We start from the raw sequence: 14,706 nt of genomic DNA, 5'->3' as shown, positions 1-14,706 counted from the left end.
CGCGCGTACGACGCCCCGCCCGGCCCGCGCCTCCCTCCGCCACACCCCGTCGCCCTCCCGTCACACTCAGATGTGCACCCCCTCGCACGCCCGTGCATTTTCTACGGAACAATGGATCGGTGACCTCACCCCATCTCGCGCGCCCCGAAGCCCCGGCCCCCCGGCTGATCGCCACCGACCTCGACGGCACCCTGCTGCGGGACGACAAGTCCGTCTCGGAACGCACCGTCGCGGCCCTCGCCGCCGCCGAGCGCGCGGGCATCGAGGTCTTCTTCGTCACCGGACGCCCCGCCCGCTGGATGGACGTCGTCAGCGACCACGTCCACGGCCACGGCCTCGCCATCTGCGCCAACGGCGCCGCCGTCGTGGACCTGCACGCGGGCGGCACGTTCCTGGAGGTCAGGCCGCTGGAGCGGCCCGTCGCCCTGGACGTCGTCCACGCCCTGCGGGCCGCCGCGCCCGGCACCTCCTTCGCGGTCGAGCTCACCACCGGGATCCACTACGAGCCCGACTACCCGCCGTTCCACCTCGACCCCGGCGCCACCGTCGCCACCGCCGAGAAGCTGTTGTTCGAGGAGGCCCCCGGGGCCGCCGCGCCCGTGCTCAAGCTGCTCGCCCAGCACCCCGAGCTCGACCCCGACGCCTTCCTCGCCGCGGCCCGCGAGGCCGCCGGCGACCTGGCCTCGATCACCCGCTCCAGCCCCACCGCCCTCATCGAGATCAGCGGCCTCGGCGTCTCCAAGGCCTCCACCCTCGCGCACTGCTGCGCCGAGCGCGGCATCACCGCGCAGGAGGTCGTGGCCTTCGGCGACATGCCGAACGACATCGAGATGCTCAGCTGGGCGGGCCGCTCCTACGCGATGGACAACGCCCACCCGGAGGTGATCACCGCCGCCTCCGGGCGCACCGTCGGCAACAACGAGGACGGCGTCGCCGTGATCATCGAGCAGCTCGTCGCGGAGGCCCTGGCGAAGCGCTAGGCCGCCCTGGCCCCCGGCGGAGGACCGCCAGGCCCTACAGCGGGGCCTCCCACACCACCGTCGTACCGCCGTCGTCCTCCCCGATGCCCGGGCCGCACCAGCTCGCCCCGCCCAGCGACTCGGCCCGCCGGGCCAGGTTGCGCAGGCCGCTGCGCCGGCCGCCCTCGGGGATGCCCACGCCGTCGTCCGCGACCGAGAGCCGTACCCCGGGGGTGCCGTCGGGGAGGGTGACGCCGGCGTCCACGACCACCTCGATCCGGCTCGCCCCCGCATGCCGGAACGCGTTCGACAGGGCCTCGCGCAGGGCGGCGATGAGGTTCTTGCCGGTGAGCTCGCCGACCGTGGCGTCGATCGCGCCGAGGAAGCGGTGGGAGGGCTTGAAGCCCAGCGGCACGGCCGCCATGTTGATCTCCCGCAGCACCCGGGTGCGCAGCCCCGAGGGGGCCTCGGCCGGCCCCTGCTGGAGCGCGAAGATCGCGGTACGGATCTCCTGGATGGTCACGTCCAGCTCGTCCACCGCCTTGCCGACGCCCTCCTGCACGGCCGGCACGACCGACCTCCGCTGGGCGCTCTCCAGCATCATCCCGGTGGCGAAGAGCCGCTGGATGACCAGGTCGTGCAGGTCACGGGCGATCCGGTCGCGGTCCTCGTAGACCGCGAGCCGCTCCCGGTCCCGCTGCGCCTCCGCCATCATCAGGGCGAGCGCCGCCTGTGAGGCGAACTGGGTGGCCAGGGTCCGCTCGGCCTCCGTGAACTGCCGGGCGCCCCGGGCCCGCGGGGTGGCGAGCGCGCCCAGGACCCGGCCGCCGCTCTGCAGCGGCAGCAGCATCGCGGGCCCGTACTGGGCGGAGAGCCGGTGCACCATCCGTACGTCGCTGGAGGCGTCGGCGACGAACACCGCCTCGCCCTCCATCAGCCGCTCCACGACGGGGCTCTCGGGCGGGATCACCACCCCGAGCGACTTGGTGGGGTGCGGCGAGGAGGCCGCGACGATCTCCAGGCCGCCCTCCTCGGCGGGCAGCAGCACGATCCCGGCGGCCGCGTCGGCGAGCCGGCGGGCCTGCTCGGCGACGACGGTGAGGGCGTCGTCCGCGTCGCCGCCGGAGAGCAGCGCGGTGGTGACGGCGACCGAGCCGTCGATCCAGCGCTCGCGCTGCCGGGCCGCCTCGTACAGGCGCGCGTTGCCGATCGCGATCCCGGCCTCGGTGGCGAGCACCCGGACCATGTGGACGTCGTAGTCGTTGAACTCGCCGCCGCCGTTCTTCTCGGCGAGGTAGAGGTTGCCGAAGATCTCGCCCTGCACCCGGATCGGGACGCCGAGGAAGGAGTGCATCGGGGGGTGTCCCGGCGGGAATCCGGCCGCGCGTGGATCGGCGGACAGATCGGCGAGCCGGATCGTCTGGGGGTCCCGGATGAGCGCGCCGAGCAGCCCGGCGTGCCCGTCGGGGCGGTGCCCGATCCGGCGGGCCACGTCGTCCCCGACGCCGTAGGTGACGAAGTCGGAGAGCCCCTTGCCCTCCTCGTCGACCACACCGATCGCGGCGTAGCGGGCGTCGGCCAGCTCGGCCGCGGTCTCGCAGATCCGGTCGAGCGTGGAGTGCAGTTCGAGGCCGGTGCCGACGGAGCGCATGGCCTCCAGGAGCTGGGGCACGCGGGCGGTGAGCTCCGTGGAGAGGCCGTGCAGGCTGCGCGTGGCCTGGGTCGCGGCTTCGAGCGGGTCCGGGGCGTCGGGCACGGCGGCGGTCATGGGCCTGAGCCTAGTTAGTCCTATTTGGCAAGAAAAGTCGGGGTGTGGCCGGAGACCGGCAGCAGATCGCTCTCCCGCTCCCGCTCCAGCATCCGCCGCAGCGGTCCGTCGGCCGCCGCCAGTTCCGCGTACGCCCCGCGCTGCACGGTCCGGCCCCGGTCCAGGACGAGGACCTCGTCGACGGCTTCGAGGCCGTGCAGGCGATGGGTGATCAGGACGGTCGTGCGGCCCTCGGTCTCCCGGAGCAGGTCGTCGGTGAGCGCGTCGGCGGTGGCCAGGTCCAGGTGCTCGGCCGGCTCGTCCAGGACGAGGACGGGGAAGTCGGCGAGGAGCGCCCGGGCGAGCGCGAGGCGCTGTCGCTGCCCGCCGGAGAGCCGTGAGCCGTGCTCGCCCACCAGGGTGTCGAGCCCGTCCGGGAGCCCGTCCACCCACTCCAGGAGCCGGGCCCGGCCGAGCGCGCCGCGCAGCTCGTCGTCGGACGCGCCGGTCCTGGCGAGCCGCAGGTTCTCCCGGATGGTGCTGTCGAAGATGTGGGCGTCCTGGGCGCACAGGCCGACGAAGCGCCGGACCTCGTCCCCGTCGAGGGCGTCCGCCTCGGTGCCGCCGAGCCGGTACGTGCCGGACTCCGCGTCCAGGAAGCGCAGCAGGACCTGTGCCAGCGTGGTCTTGCCGGAGCCGGAGGCGCCGACCACGGCCACCCGCCGGCCGGCCTCCAGGGTGAGCGCGAAGGCGTCCAGCGCGGGCCTGTCCTGTCCGGCGTGCCGGGCGGTGAGCCCGGCGAGCTCCAGCGGGAAGGGGTCGGCCGGCGGCGCCGCGGGGACCTCCGGCTCGTGTACGGGCACGGGGGCGTCGAGCACGTCGAAGACCCGCTCGGCGCTGCGCCGCACCCGCTGGCGGTACTGAACGGCCAGCGGCAGCCCGGTGACGGCCTCGAAGGCGGCGAGCGGGGTGAGCACGACGACGGCGAGCGCGACCCCCTCCAGCCGCCCGTCGCGTACCGCCTGGACGCCCACGAGCGCGGCCCCGGCGACGGTGAGGCCGCAGATCAGGGCGGACAGTCCGGCGCTGAGCGCGGTGGCGGCGGACTGGCGGGAGGAGATGCCGGTCAGCGTGCGGTCGGCCGCGCCGGCCCGCTCCACGCGGTCCTTGAGGGCTCCGGCGACGGTGAGTTCGGCGCAGCCCCGCAGCAGGTCGACCACGGCGGTGGTGAGCGTGCCGCGGGCGGGCGCGAGCTGCCGTTCGGCCCGGCGGGCGAGCGCGCCGCCGATCAGCGGGACGCCCACTCCGGCGAGCAGAAGGCCCGCGGCGAGCACGGCGCCGGCCTCGGGCAGCAGCCAGGCGGTGAATCCGACCGAACCGGCGCCGACGACCAGGGCGGCGCCCGCCGGCAGCAGCCAGCGCAGCCAGTAGTCCTGGAGGGCGTCGACGTCCTGGACGAGCCGGGCGAGCAGGTCGCCGCCTCGCGTGCGGCGCAGTCCGGCGGGGGCGATCCGCTCCAGGCGCCGGTAGACGGCCACCCGCAGGTCGGCGAGCATCCGCAGCACGGCGTCGTGCGAGACGATCCGCTCGGCGTAGCGGAACACGGCCCGCCCGATGCCGAAGGCCCGGGTCGCGGTGACGGCGACCATCAGATAGAGCACGGGCGGCTGTTCGGAGGCCCGGGAGATGAGCCAGCCGGAGACGGCCATGAGCCCGACGGCGGAGCCGAGCGCCAGGCTGCCGAGCAGCAGCGCGAGCGCCATGCGGCCCCGCAGCTCCCCGGCCATGGCCCGGACCCGCCCGAGGACCGAGCGCGCGGGGGAGCCGTCGGCGCCCCCGGGCTCGCGGCCCCCGGGCGCGTCCTCTTCGGCCGCGTCGCCCGCGCGCGACGGGAACGGCTCGCCCAGGTCGTCGGTGAGGCGGGCCGCCGCGACGGGGGAGTCCGGGGCGGCGGCCTCGTCGGCGGCCGGGGCGCCCTCGATCCGCACCACCCGGTCCGCGACCGCGAGCAGTGCCGGCCGGTGCACGACGAGCAGGACCGTACGGCCCTCGGCGAGGCGGCGGACGGCGTCCACGACGGCGGCCTCGGTCGCGCCGTCCAGCGCGGCCGTCGGCTCGTCCAGGAGCAGCAGCGGCCGGTCGGCCAGGAACGCCCGGGCGAGGGCGAGGCGCTGGCGCTGTCCGGCGGACAGGCCGGCGCCGTCCTCGCCGAGCAGGGTCTCCGTGCCCTCGGGCAGCTCGGCGACGAACTCCTCGGCGCCCGCGTCCCGCAGGGCGCGGCGCACCGCCTCGTCGGGGGCGTCCGGCCGGGCCAGGCGCACGTTCTCGGCGATCGTCCCGGCGAACAGGTAGGGGCGCTGCGGCACCCAGGCGATCCGCGACCGCCACTCCTCCAGGTCCAGGGAGGCCAGCTCGGTGCCGTCGACCCGGACCGAGCCGCCCTCCTCCGGGGTCACGAAGCCGAGGACCACGTCGAGGAGCGTCGACTTCCCGGCCCCGCTCGGCCCCACCAGGGCCACCGTCTCGCCGGGCGCCACGGTCAGCGAGGCGGCGTCCAGTGAGGGCTCCGCGCGCCCCGCGTGACGCACCGTCACCCGGTCGAGCTCCAGCCGTACGGAAGCGGGCACCGGCCCCGTACCGGCGTCCGGCACCGGGCTCTCCAGGACCTCGAAGATCTCCTCGGCGGCGGCGAGTCCCTCGGCCGCCGCGTGGTACTGCGCCCCCACCTGCCGCAGCGGCAGATAGGCCTCCGGCGCCAGGATCAGGATGACCAGGCCGGTGTACAGGTCGAGGTCCCCGTGGACCAGCCGCATGCCGATGGTGACGGCGACCAGGGCCACCGAGAGGGTGGCGAGCAGTTCGAGGGCGAAGGAGGAGAGGAACGCGATCCGCAGCGTCCGCATGGTCGCCCGCCGGTAGTCGGCGGTGATCGACCGGATGTTCTCGGCCTGGGCCTTGGCCCGGCCGAAGACCTTGAGCGTGGGCAGCCCGGCCACCACGTCGAGGAAGTGTCCCGACAGGCGGGACAGCAGCTTCCACTGACGGTCCATCCGGGCCTGGGTGTACCAGCCGATCAGGATCATGAAGACGGGGATGAGCGGCAGCGTCACCACGATGATCGCGGCCGAGACCCAGTCCTCGGTGACGATCCGGGCGAGGACCGCCACCGGGACCACCACCGCGAGCCCCAGCTGCGGCAGGTAGCGGGCGAAGTAGTCGTCCAGCGCGTCCACGCCCCGCGTCGCGAGCGCGGCCAGCGAACCGGCCTTCTGCCCGCTCAGCCATCCCGGGCCGAGCCGGGCCGCGTGCCGGAGCAGCCGCCCGCGCAGCTCGGACTTGACCGCCGCGCTCGCCCGGTGGGCGGCGAGCTCGGTCAGCCAGGCGACCAGCCCCCGCCCCGCCGCCACTCCGGCGAGCAGCAGCAGGGGCGTGGTGAGCCCGGAAACCGACAGACCCTTCTGGAAGGCCCCCACCACGAGCTCGGCGACGAGCATCGCCTGGGCGACGACCAGCACCGCCCCGACGAGGCCGAGCCCGACCACCGCCGTGAGGAAGACCCGGGTCGCGCGGGCGTGGTGGAGCAGCCTCGGATCGATCGGTTTCACGTGAAACATCCTCCCCTGAAGAGGCCGGGGCGGGTCGGCTCCGGGCGGTCGGACACGGCCTAGTGGGCCTGGGCGATGTTCTGCGTGCCGATCCGCTTGCGGAACACCCAGTAGGTCCAGCTCTGGTAGAGCAGCACGAGCGGGGTCGCGATGGCCGCGCACCAGGTCATGATCTTGAGCGTGTACGGGCTCGACGACGCGTTGGTGACCGTGAGGCTCCACGCGGGGTCGAGCGAGGAGGGCATGACGTTCGGGAACAGTGCCAGGAAGAGCATCGCCACCGCGGCGGCGATCGTGATCCCCGAGAGCGCGAACGACCAGCCCTCGCGCCCGACCTTGATCGCCCCGATCGCCCCGACCAGGCACACCGCCGCGATCACCAGCGCCAGCAGGCTCCAGCCGTCACCCTTGTCCACCTGGGTCCAGATGAGGAAGACGAGCGCGAGCACCGCGGTGACCAGACCCAGCTTGAGCGCGAGCGCCCGGGCCCGGGTACGGATGTCACCGAGCGTCTTGAGCGAGGCGAAGACGGCCCCGTGGAAGGTGAACAGGGTGAGCGTGACCGCTCCGCCGAGCAGGGCGTACGGGTTGAGCAGGTCCCAGAAGGTGCCCACGTACTCCATCTCGCGGTCGATCTTCACGCCGCGCACGATGTTGCCGAAGGCCACGCCCCACAGGAACGCGGGGACCAGGGAGGTCCAGAAGATGGCCTGCTCCCAGTTGCGCTGCCACTTCTCCTCGGGCCGCTTCGCCCGGTACTCGAAGGCGACACCCCGCACGATCAGGCAGAGCAGGATGATCAGCAGCGGCAGGTAGAAGCCCGAGAAGAGCGTCGCGTACCACTCGGGGAAGGCGGCGAAGGTCGCCCCGCCGGCCGTCAGCAGCCACACCTCGTTGCCGTCCCAGACGGGACCGATGGTGTTGATGAGGACCCGCTTCTCGGTGCGGTCGCGCGCGAGCAGCTTGGTCAGGACTCCGATCCCGAAGTCGAATCCTTCGAGGAAGAAGTAGCCGATCCAGAGGACGGCGATGAGTACGAACCAGACGTCGTGGAGTTCCATGCCTCGATCTCCTGAGCCTCAGTACGAGAAGGCCATGGGCCGGTCGGGGTCGCGGTCCCCGCCGATCTTGGTGGGCGGGTTGAGGTCGTCCTCGGTGAGCTCGGGCGGGCCGGCCTTGACGTACTTGACGAGCAGCTTCACCTCGATCACGGCGAGCACGGCGTAGAGGAGGGTGAAGGCGATCATCGACGTGAGCACCTCGGCCGTGGAGACCCCGGGGGAGACGGCGTCACGGGTGCGCAGCACGCCGTAGACGACCCACGGCTGGCGGCCCATCTCGGTGAAGATCCAGCCCCAGGAGTTGGCGATCAGCGGGAAGGCCATGGTCCACAGGGCGATGATCCAGTACCACTTGCCCAGGCGGGGGCTGAGCGCCTTCCGCTTGAACAGCACCAGATTGGGCACCTCGTCATCACCGGTCCGCAGCCCCGGCGCCAGCATGAACTTCTTGCGGGTCAGCCAGAGGCCCACGACCCCGATGGCCAGCGAGGCCATGCCGAAGCCGATCATCCAGCGGAAGCCCCAGTAGGCGACGGGGATGTTCGGCCGGTAGTCGCCGGGGCCGAACTTCTCCTGCTCGGCCTTGTTGACGTCGTTGATGCCCGGGACGTACGAGCTGAAGTCGTCGTTCGCGAGGAACGACAGCAGGCCCGGGATCTCGATGGCGACCGTGTTGTGGCCCTTCTCGACGTCGCCGTAGGCGAACACGGAGAAGGGTGCGGGCGCCTCGCCGTCCCAGAGCGCCTCGGCCGCGGCCATCTTCATGGGCTGCTGCTTGAACATGACCTTGCCGAGCAGGTCACCGCTGATCGCGGTGCCGAGGCCCGCGATGATCAGGGTGATCAGGCCGACCCGCAGCGAGGTCCGCATCACGGCGATGTGGCGCTTGCGCGCCAGGTGGAAGGCGGAGATGCCCACCATGAACGCGCCGCCGACCAGGAAGGCCGCCGTGATGGTGTGGAAGAACTGGGTGAGCGCGGTGTTCTGGGTGAGCACCTGCCAGAAGTCGGTGAGCTCGGCCCGTCCCCGCTCGGGATTGATCCGGTAGCCCACCGGGTGCTGCATCCAGGAGTTGGCCGCGAGGATGAAGTACGCGGACAGGACCGTGCCGATCGACACCATCCAGATGCAGGCGAGGTGGATCTTCTTCGGCAGCTTGTCCCAGCCGAAGATCCACAGGCCGATGAAGGTGGACTCGAAGAAGAACGCGATCAGGGCCTCGAAGGCGAGGGGCGCTCCGAAGATGTCACCGACGAAGCGGGAGTAGTCCGACCAGTTCATGCCGAACTGGAACTCCTGCACGATGCCGGTGACGACACCCATGGCGATGTTGATCAGGAAGAGCTTGCCCCAGAACTTCGTCGCCCTGAGGTACTTCTCGTTCTCGGTGCGCACCCAGGCCGTCTGGAGACCGGCCGTGAGGGCGGCGAGGGAGATCGTCAGCGGGACGAAGAGAAAGTGGTAGACGGTGGTGATGCCGAACTGCCAGCGCGCCAGCGTCTCCGGCGCCAAAGCTAGGTCCACGTCGTTCTCCTTACATCGCCGTGGTCACAACGGCAGTTTGCCCCTTTAATCCCACCCATCCGGGGAGGAACAGGGACACGCTTGTGAACGCGTTCACATTCACAAGCATTATGGCTCATACGAAATCCGTACCTTCGACCGGGGGCCCCCTACGAGGGGTCACCCCTTCCCAAGGACTTCAACATATTGTTGAATCCGGGCCATGACCCTTCGGATACGCATCTCCTGGCCCGCCGGCCACACCACCGCCACCATCGACGAAACCCCCACGAGCAAGGCGCTCATGGGGGCTCTTCCGATCGTCTCCACCGCACGGACCTGGGGCGAGGAGGTCTACTTCGTCACACCCGTCTCCGTCCCCGTCGAGTCCGGCGCCCGACAGGTGGTCGCACCGGGCACGGTGGCCTTCTGGACCGAGGGCGACGCACTCGCCCTCCCCTACGGCCCGACCCCCATCTCGCTCGGGGACGAGCCGCGGCTCGCCGGCCCGTGCAACATCCTGGGCGCGCTGGACGGGGATCCCCGGATCCTCGCCACCGTGCGGGACGGCGACGTGATCCGGGTCGAGGCGGCCGGCAGCTGACCGCCCCGTCGTACGGACCCTCCGAGGGCTGATCAGCCCTCCTGGCGGAAGCCCTCCGCCGCCTTCAGGAACAGGTCGTTCGCCTCGGTCTCACCGATCGTGACGCGGACGCCCTCGCCCGCGAACGGACGCACCACCACGCCGTGCCGCTCGCACTCCGCCGCGAAGTCCATGGTCCGCTCGCCGAGCCGCAGCCAGACGAAGTTCGCCTGGGTGTCCGGCACGGTCCAGCCCTGGGCCACGAGCCCCGCATGGACCCGCGCGCGCTCGGCGACCAGCGAGCCGACCCGCCCGAGCAGCTCGTCCTCCGCCCGCAGCGAGGCCACCGCCGCGTCCTGCGCGAGCTGGCTGACGCCGAACGGCACCGCCGTCTTGCGCAGCGCCGCGGCCACCGGCTCGTGGGCGATCGCGAAACCGACCCGCAGCCCGGCCAGGCCGTACGCCTTCGAGAAGGTCCGCAGCACCGCCACGTTCGGCCGGTCGCGGTAGAGCTCCACGCCGTCCGGGACCTCGGTGTCGCGGACGAACTCGCGGTACGCCTCGTCGATCACCACGAGGATGTCGGAGGGCACCCGGTCCAGGAAGCGCTCCAGCTCGGCACGGCGCACCGCGGTGCCCGTGGGGTTGTTGGGGTTGCAGACGAAGATCAGCCGAGTCCGCTCGGTGATCGCCTCGGCCATCGCGTCGAGGTCGTGCACATCGCCGTCGGTGAGCGGCACCTGCACCGAGGTCGCCCCGCTGATCTGCGTGATGATCGGGTACGCCTCGAAGGAGCGCCAGGCGTACATGACCTCGTCGCCCGGGCCCGCGGTCGACTGGATCAGCGACTGGGCGACGCCGACCGAGCCGGTGCCGGTGGCGATGTGCGAGACCGGGACGCCGAAGCGGTCGGCCAGCTCGTTCATCAGCCCCGTGCACGCCATGTCCGGGTAGCGGTTGAAGGTCGCGGCCGCGGCCAGCGTGCTCTCCATGACCCCCGGCAGCGGCGGGTAGGGGTTCTCGTTCGACGAGAGCTTGAAGGCGACCGGTCCGCCCGCGGCGGCCGGCTTGCCCGGCTTGTAGGTGGGGATGCCGTCCAGCTCGGCGCGCAGCTTCGGGCTGCCGGTGCTCGTCCCGCTGGTCTCGCTCACAGTGTGGCCTCCTCGACCGTCCGTACCGCCAATGCTGCTCACCTTATGAGGATTCGGCTCCCCTGCGAATGGCCTGTGGACAACGGAGCGACAACAGGGGGAGCGCGCCCAGGGGTGGCGCGCGCCGGTGGCGGGCGCCGTGGCGCGCATCCCCCGTAGAGGTGAGTTGAGACCTCTTCGAGACCTGACCCTCTCGCCAGGCTCATGGGTACCGGGGCCGACAGGTCGCATGGCAAGGGCCCAAACACCCTTTGTTTCTCAGGGCGTTAGCTGTTTTTGATCATGCAGAAACGTGCCTGTCAATGCGTGAATATGCGACCGGCCCAACCCACTCCCCTCGCCCTACTATCGGCTCGCCATGACAGCAGCAGGGAAGCACCAGGTGAGCCGGGCACAGACCCGGGGAAGCCGGCAGGGCCGAGCGGGCATCCGGGACGTGGCCGCCGCCGCCGGGGTCTCCATCACGACTGTCTCCGACGCGCTCAACGGCAAGGGCCGGCTCCCGGACGCCACCCGCCGCCACGTCCGCGAGGTCGCAGACCGGCTGGGCTATCGCCCGTCCGCAGCGGCCCGCACGCTCCGTACCGGCAAGTCGGGCCTCATCGGCCTGACCGTGACCACGTACGGGGATGAACCTTTCACCTTCACCGAATTCGCGTACTTCGCGGAGATGGCCAGAGCCGCCACCTCGGCCGCGCTCGCTCGCGGCTATGCCCTGGTCATCCTGCCCGCCACCTCCCGTCACGACGTCTGGTCGAACGTCGCCCTCGACGGGACCGTCGTCATCGATCCCTCCGACCACGACCCCGTCGTCACCGAACTCGTCCGCCAAGGACTGCCCGTCGTCTCCGACGGGCGCCCGGCCGGCACCCTGCCGGTCACCGCCTGGGTCGACAACGACCACGAGGCGGCCGTCCTCGATCTGCTCGACCACCTCGCCGCCGCCGGCGCCCGCAGGATCGGCCTGCTCACCGGCACCACCACCGACACCTACACCCGCCTGTCCACCACCGCCTACCTCAACTGGTGCGAGCGGGTCGGCCAGGACCCCGTCTACGAGGCCTATCCGGCGCACGATCCGTGCGCGGGCGCCGTCGCGGCCGACCGGCTGCTCGCCCGCCCGGACCGGCCCGACGCCGTGTACGGCCTCTTCGACCCCAACGGCACCGACCTGCTGGCGGCCGCCCGCCGCTACGGGCTGCGGGTGCCGGACGACCTGCTGCTGGTCTGCTGCAGCGAGTCGACCGTCTACGCCAACACCGAACCGCCCATCACGACGCTCTCGCTCAAGCCCCGCCGGATCGGCACCGCCGTCGTCCAGCTCCTCATCGACGCCATCGAGGGGATCGAGACGGACGGACCGGTCGAGCAGGTGATACCGACGGAGCTGATCGTCCGCACCTCCTCGCAGCGAAGGTCGCCGCGGACGACGGTCAGCCCGCCGAGGTCTCCCTCGAAGGACTGATCCGAGGAAGACCCGCCGACCGCGACTCCGCGGATCGGATCGCACGTCACTTCAGGGCCGTGTCGAGGCAAAACCTCGGGGCGGCCCGGCCTCGTCCCTGGCCTGGACCTTCCCAATTCGGGCGAAACAACCGGTGAACCCGGAGTGGACCCGGATTCACCACCCCTGGTGCGTCACACAGGAGGACGCTCATTCCTATGATGGGCGGACGACACCGCGGACCACCTCGACCAGAACGGTCCGCGATGTGCAGAGCATCGCGACGGTGGTGGAGGGGTCGATGACACAGGGGGCCGGGCAGGAACCCGTGGTGCGCACAGCGACGTTGCGTGACTTCCGTGTACCTCCGTACGCCCGGGTGCCCGTCCAGGGACACGCACCCGAGCCGTTCCCCGCCGACGCGCCGGCCGCCCCCGTGGCGCCCCCGGCACCCGCCGACGCCACCCTCCACCTGGTCGGCGCCGCGACCTCTCCGGTCCCGCCGGTCCCGTCGGCGCCCCCGGCGGCTGCCGCCGCGCCCCCGGCTCCGGCTCCGGCTCCGGCTCCGGCTCCGGCTGCGATGGCGCCCCCGGCCCCCGCGGCCCCTCCGGCACCCCCGGCCCCCGCGGCCGACCGGAGCGAGTCGTACGGCGACCCGGGCTCCTCGATCGTCGCCGTCGCCACCGGCCACCCCGGCAACGCGTACCCCGAGGACGAGCCGCCCGAGGGCTACACGCCCACCGAGCGCGACCTCCCGGTCATCAACCGCGGCGACACGGTCCAGGTCCACGTCGCCCCCGCCCCGCAGCCCCTCGCGGCCACGGGCGACGGCCCCGGCCCGCTCTTCGTCGTGGGCGACGTCCACGGCTATCTGGACGAGCTGCTCGAAGCCCTGCGCGCCCAGGGCCTCATCGACGAGAACGGCGGCTGGGCCGCGGGCAACGCCCGCCTGTGGTTCCTCGGCGACTTCACCGACCGCGGGCCCGACGGCATCGGCGTCATCGACCTCGTCATGCGCCTCTCCGCCGAGGCCGCCGCCGCCGGCGGCTACTGCAAGGCCCTCATGGGCAACCACGAGCTGCTGCTCATCGGCGCCAAGCGCTTCGGCGACACGCCCGTCAGCTCGGGCGCCGGCACCGCCACCTTCCAGGCCGCCTGGCTGCTCAACGGCGGGCAGAAGCACGACATGGACCGCCTGCAGGACGTCCACCTCCAGTGGATGTCCCGGCTCGACGCCGTGGTGGAGGAGGACGGACACCTCCTGCTCCACTCGGACACCACCGCGTACCTGGAGTACGGCGCCACGATCGAGGACGTCAACGACACCGTCCACGAGATCCTCAACCGGAACGACGCGGACGAGGTCTGGGACGTCTTCCGCAAGTTCACCAAGCGCTTCGCCTTCCGCGACGAGACCACGGGCCCGCAGGCCGTCCAGGAGCTGCTCGGCACCTACGGCGGCCATCGGATCGTGCACGGGCACAGCCCCATCCCGTACCTCCTCGGCCAGGTCGGCACGGAGGACGGCGAGGAGGGCGAGCGCCCGCCCGTCGAGGGTCCGCACGTCTACGCGGACGGACTCGCGATCGCGATGGACGGCGGAGTGACCATGGCCGGAAAGCTGCTGGTCGTACAACTCCCGCTGCCCGCCTGACGCATAACCCTGCGCATCCGGGGAAGTCGATTTCCCGAAACACCCTGTCACCGCGTGCCGTAACCGCAATACCATCGGCTCATCCGTAGCAGGCTCTCCTCCGTTTCCGCCAAACCGGCCGCTTCACCAGGGCCGTTGCGGCCCTACGGAGCATCGGGGGATGCACATGAACGTGGCTCCGCACCTGCTGACCGAGGACCGCGCCGAGTTCGAGCGCGTTCTCGACGAGGCACTGCGCTCCGCGCACGACCGGCCGGGATTCGCCGACATCGGCGACCGGTTCACGACCGCGCAGCTGCGCGAGATGGCGCTGAACGCGACAGCGCTCATCACGACGGCCGCCGCGGTCGAGTACGACCACTTCGTGAAGGTCCGTGAACAGCTCCGCACGGCGAGCGCCGCCGGTGCCGGTGGCACCGACGCAGCCCTCGACGGCGCGAACGGCGCCGACGGGGCGGGTGTCGTCGCGATCGTCACCGTCCTCGCCCCGATCCTCGCGGGCACCGCGGCCGTGCTCCTGCTCCTGGTCGGCGCGGTCCTGAAGCTGCTCGACCCGGCGCCCGTCTTCGCCGACACCCTGCTGACCGCCGGCCTGATGTTCGGCGCGGTGGCCGCGGCGGGACTGGTCTGCGCGGCCGTCGGACTGCTGGTGACGGCCCTGCGCAACAGCGCCACGGAGGTGCCGGCCGGGACTCCGGACGACGATCTGTCCCGCGCGAGACAGGCCTGGGGCCGCGCCCTCGTGGACCGCGGCATCCTGCCCTTCCTCCGCGACGCCCTCGCCACCCCCGCTCCCCCGGTCCTCCCCAAGCCGAAGCAGCCGCCGCCGACCGGCCGGATCCCCAAGGTCGGCTACAGCGGCCCGGACTTCAGCAGCCCGGCCGAGGGCCCCCCGGCCCCCCGGCCGACCTACTCGAGCCCGGACTTCACCAGCCCGGACTTCGGACCGCCGGACCACCGCCCGGAGTAGCCCGGCGCGGGCGCGAGGGCGCCCGGGAA

General features: G+C 72.3%; 10 protein-coding genes. 5 read left to right on the top strand and 5 right to left on the bottom strand.

Annotated elements, in window-relative coordinates; all coding sequences use genetic code 11:
• Nucleotides 1-119 precede the first annotated feature (119 nt).
• Entirely contained in the window at nucleotides 120-980 is an 861-nt protein-coding gene (locus OG309_RS18490; RefSeq protein WP_329422302.1) for a Cof-type HAD-IIB family hydrolase, read from the top strand.
• 34 nt (nucleotides 981-1,014) lie between these two features.
• Here OG309_RS18490 and OG309_RS18485 read toward each other — a convergent pair whose 3' ends face one another.
• The 4 genes from OG309_RS18485 to OG309_RS18470 are packed head-to-tail and all read right to left on the bottom strand — an operon-like array spanning nucleotide 1,015 to nucleotide 8,896.
• Nucleotides 1,015-2,727, bottom strand: a complete 1,713-nt coding sequence (locus OG309_RS18485) for a GAF domain-containing sensor histidine kinase (protein WP_329422300.1) — start codon at nucleotides 2,725-2,727, stop codon at nucleotides 1,015-1,017.
• A gap of 20 nt (nucleotides 2,728-2,747) precedes the next feature.
• A complete protein-coding gene (gene cydD, locus OG309_RS18480; RefSeq protein WP_329422299.1) occupies nucleotides 2,748-6,311 on the bottom strand; it encodes a thiol reductant ABC exporter subunit CydD in 3,564 nt (1,187 codons plus the stop codon).
• Between the two features lie 59 nt (nucleotides 6,312-6,370).
• Nucleotides 6,371-7,372, bottom strand: coding sequence for a cytochrome d ubiquinol oxidase subunit II (gene cydB, locus OG309_RS18475; protein ID WP_329422297.1), 1,002 nt, complete (start codon nucleotides 7,370-7,372; stop codon nucleotides 6,371-6,373).
• 18 nt (nucleotides 7,373-7,390) lie between these two features.
• Nucleotides 7,391-8,896 (bottom strand): cytochrome ubiquinol oxidase subunit I, encoded by a 1,506-nt coding sequence (locus OG309_RS18470; RefSeq protein WP_329422294.1) that lies wholly within the window; start codon nucleotides 8,894-8,896, stop codon nucleotides 7,391-7,393.
• 202 nt (nucleotides 8,897-9,098) lie between these two features.
• On the opposite strand from OG309_RS18470, the gene OG309_RS18465 reads away from it, so the two are divergent.
• On the top strand, nucleotides 9,099-9,479 hold the full coding sequence (locus tag OG309_RS18465) for a cyclophilin-like fold protein (protein ID WP_329422291.1): 381 nt from the start codon (nucleotides 9,099-9,101) through the stop codon (nucleotides 9,477-9,479).
• Nucleotides 9,480-9,511: 32 nt separating this feature from the next.
• On the opposite strand, the gene hisC is transcribed toward OG309_RS18465, so the two are convergent.
• Entirely contained in the window at nucleotides 9,512-10,609 is a 1,098-nt protein-coding gene (gene hisC, locus OG309_RS18460; RefSeq protein ID WP_329422288.1) for a histidinol-phosphate transaminase, read from the bottom strand.
• Nucleotides 10,610-10,967: 358 nt separating this feature from the next.
• Here hisC and OG309_RS18455 point away from each other — a divergent pair, with 358 nt between their 5' ends.
• From OG309_RS18455 to OG309_RS18445, 3 genes are all read left to right on the top strand, one after another.
• Entirely contained in the window at nucleotides 10,968-12,074 is a 1,107-nt protein-coding gene (locus OG309_RS18455) for a LacI family DNA-binding transcriptional regulator (protein WP_046908646.1), read from the top strand.
• Nucleotides 12,075-12,354: 280 nt separating this feature from the next.
• Nucleotides 12,355-13,707, top strand: coding sequence for a metallophosphoesterase (locus OG309_RS18450; protein WP_443067579.1), 1,353 nt, complete (start codon nucleotides 12,355-12,357; stop codon nucleotides 13,705-13,707).
• A 160-nt stretch (nucleotides 13,708-13,867) separates the two neighbouring features.
• Complete coding sequence (locus tag OG309_RS18445; protein ID WP_329422285.1) at nucleotides 13,868-14,677, top strand: hypothetical protein; 810 nt, start codon at nucleotides 13,868-13,870, stop codon at nucleotides 14,675-14,677.
• The last annotated feature ends 29 nt before the right edge of the window (nucleotides 14,678-14,706 follow it).

This window comes from Streptomyces sp. NBC_01268 (assembly GCF_036240795.1).
Taxonomy (GTDB): Bacteria; Actinomycetota; Actinomycetes; order Streptomycetales; family Streptomycetaceae; genus Streptomyces.
Note: the sequence above shows the minus strand (reverse complement) of the source record. Positions and strands in the feature narration are given on the sequence as shown.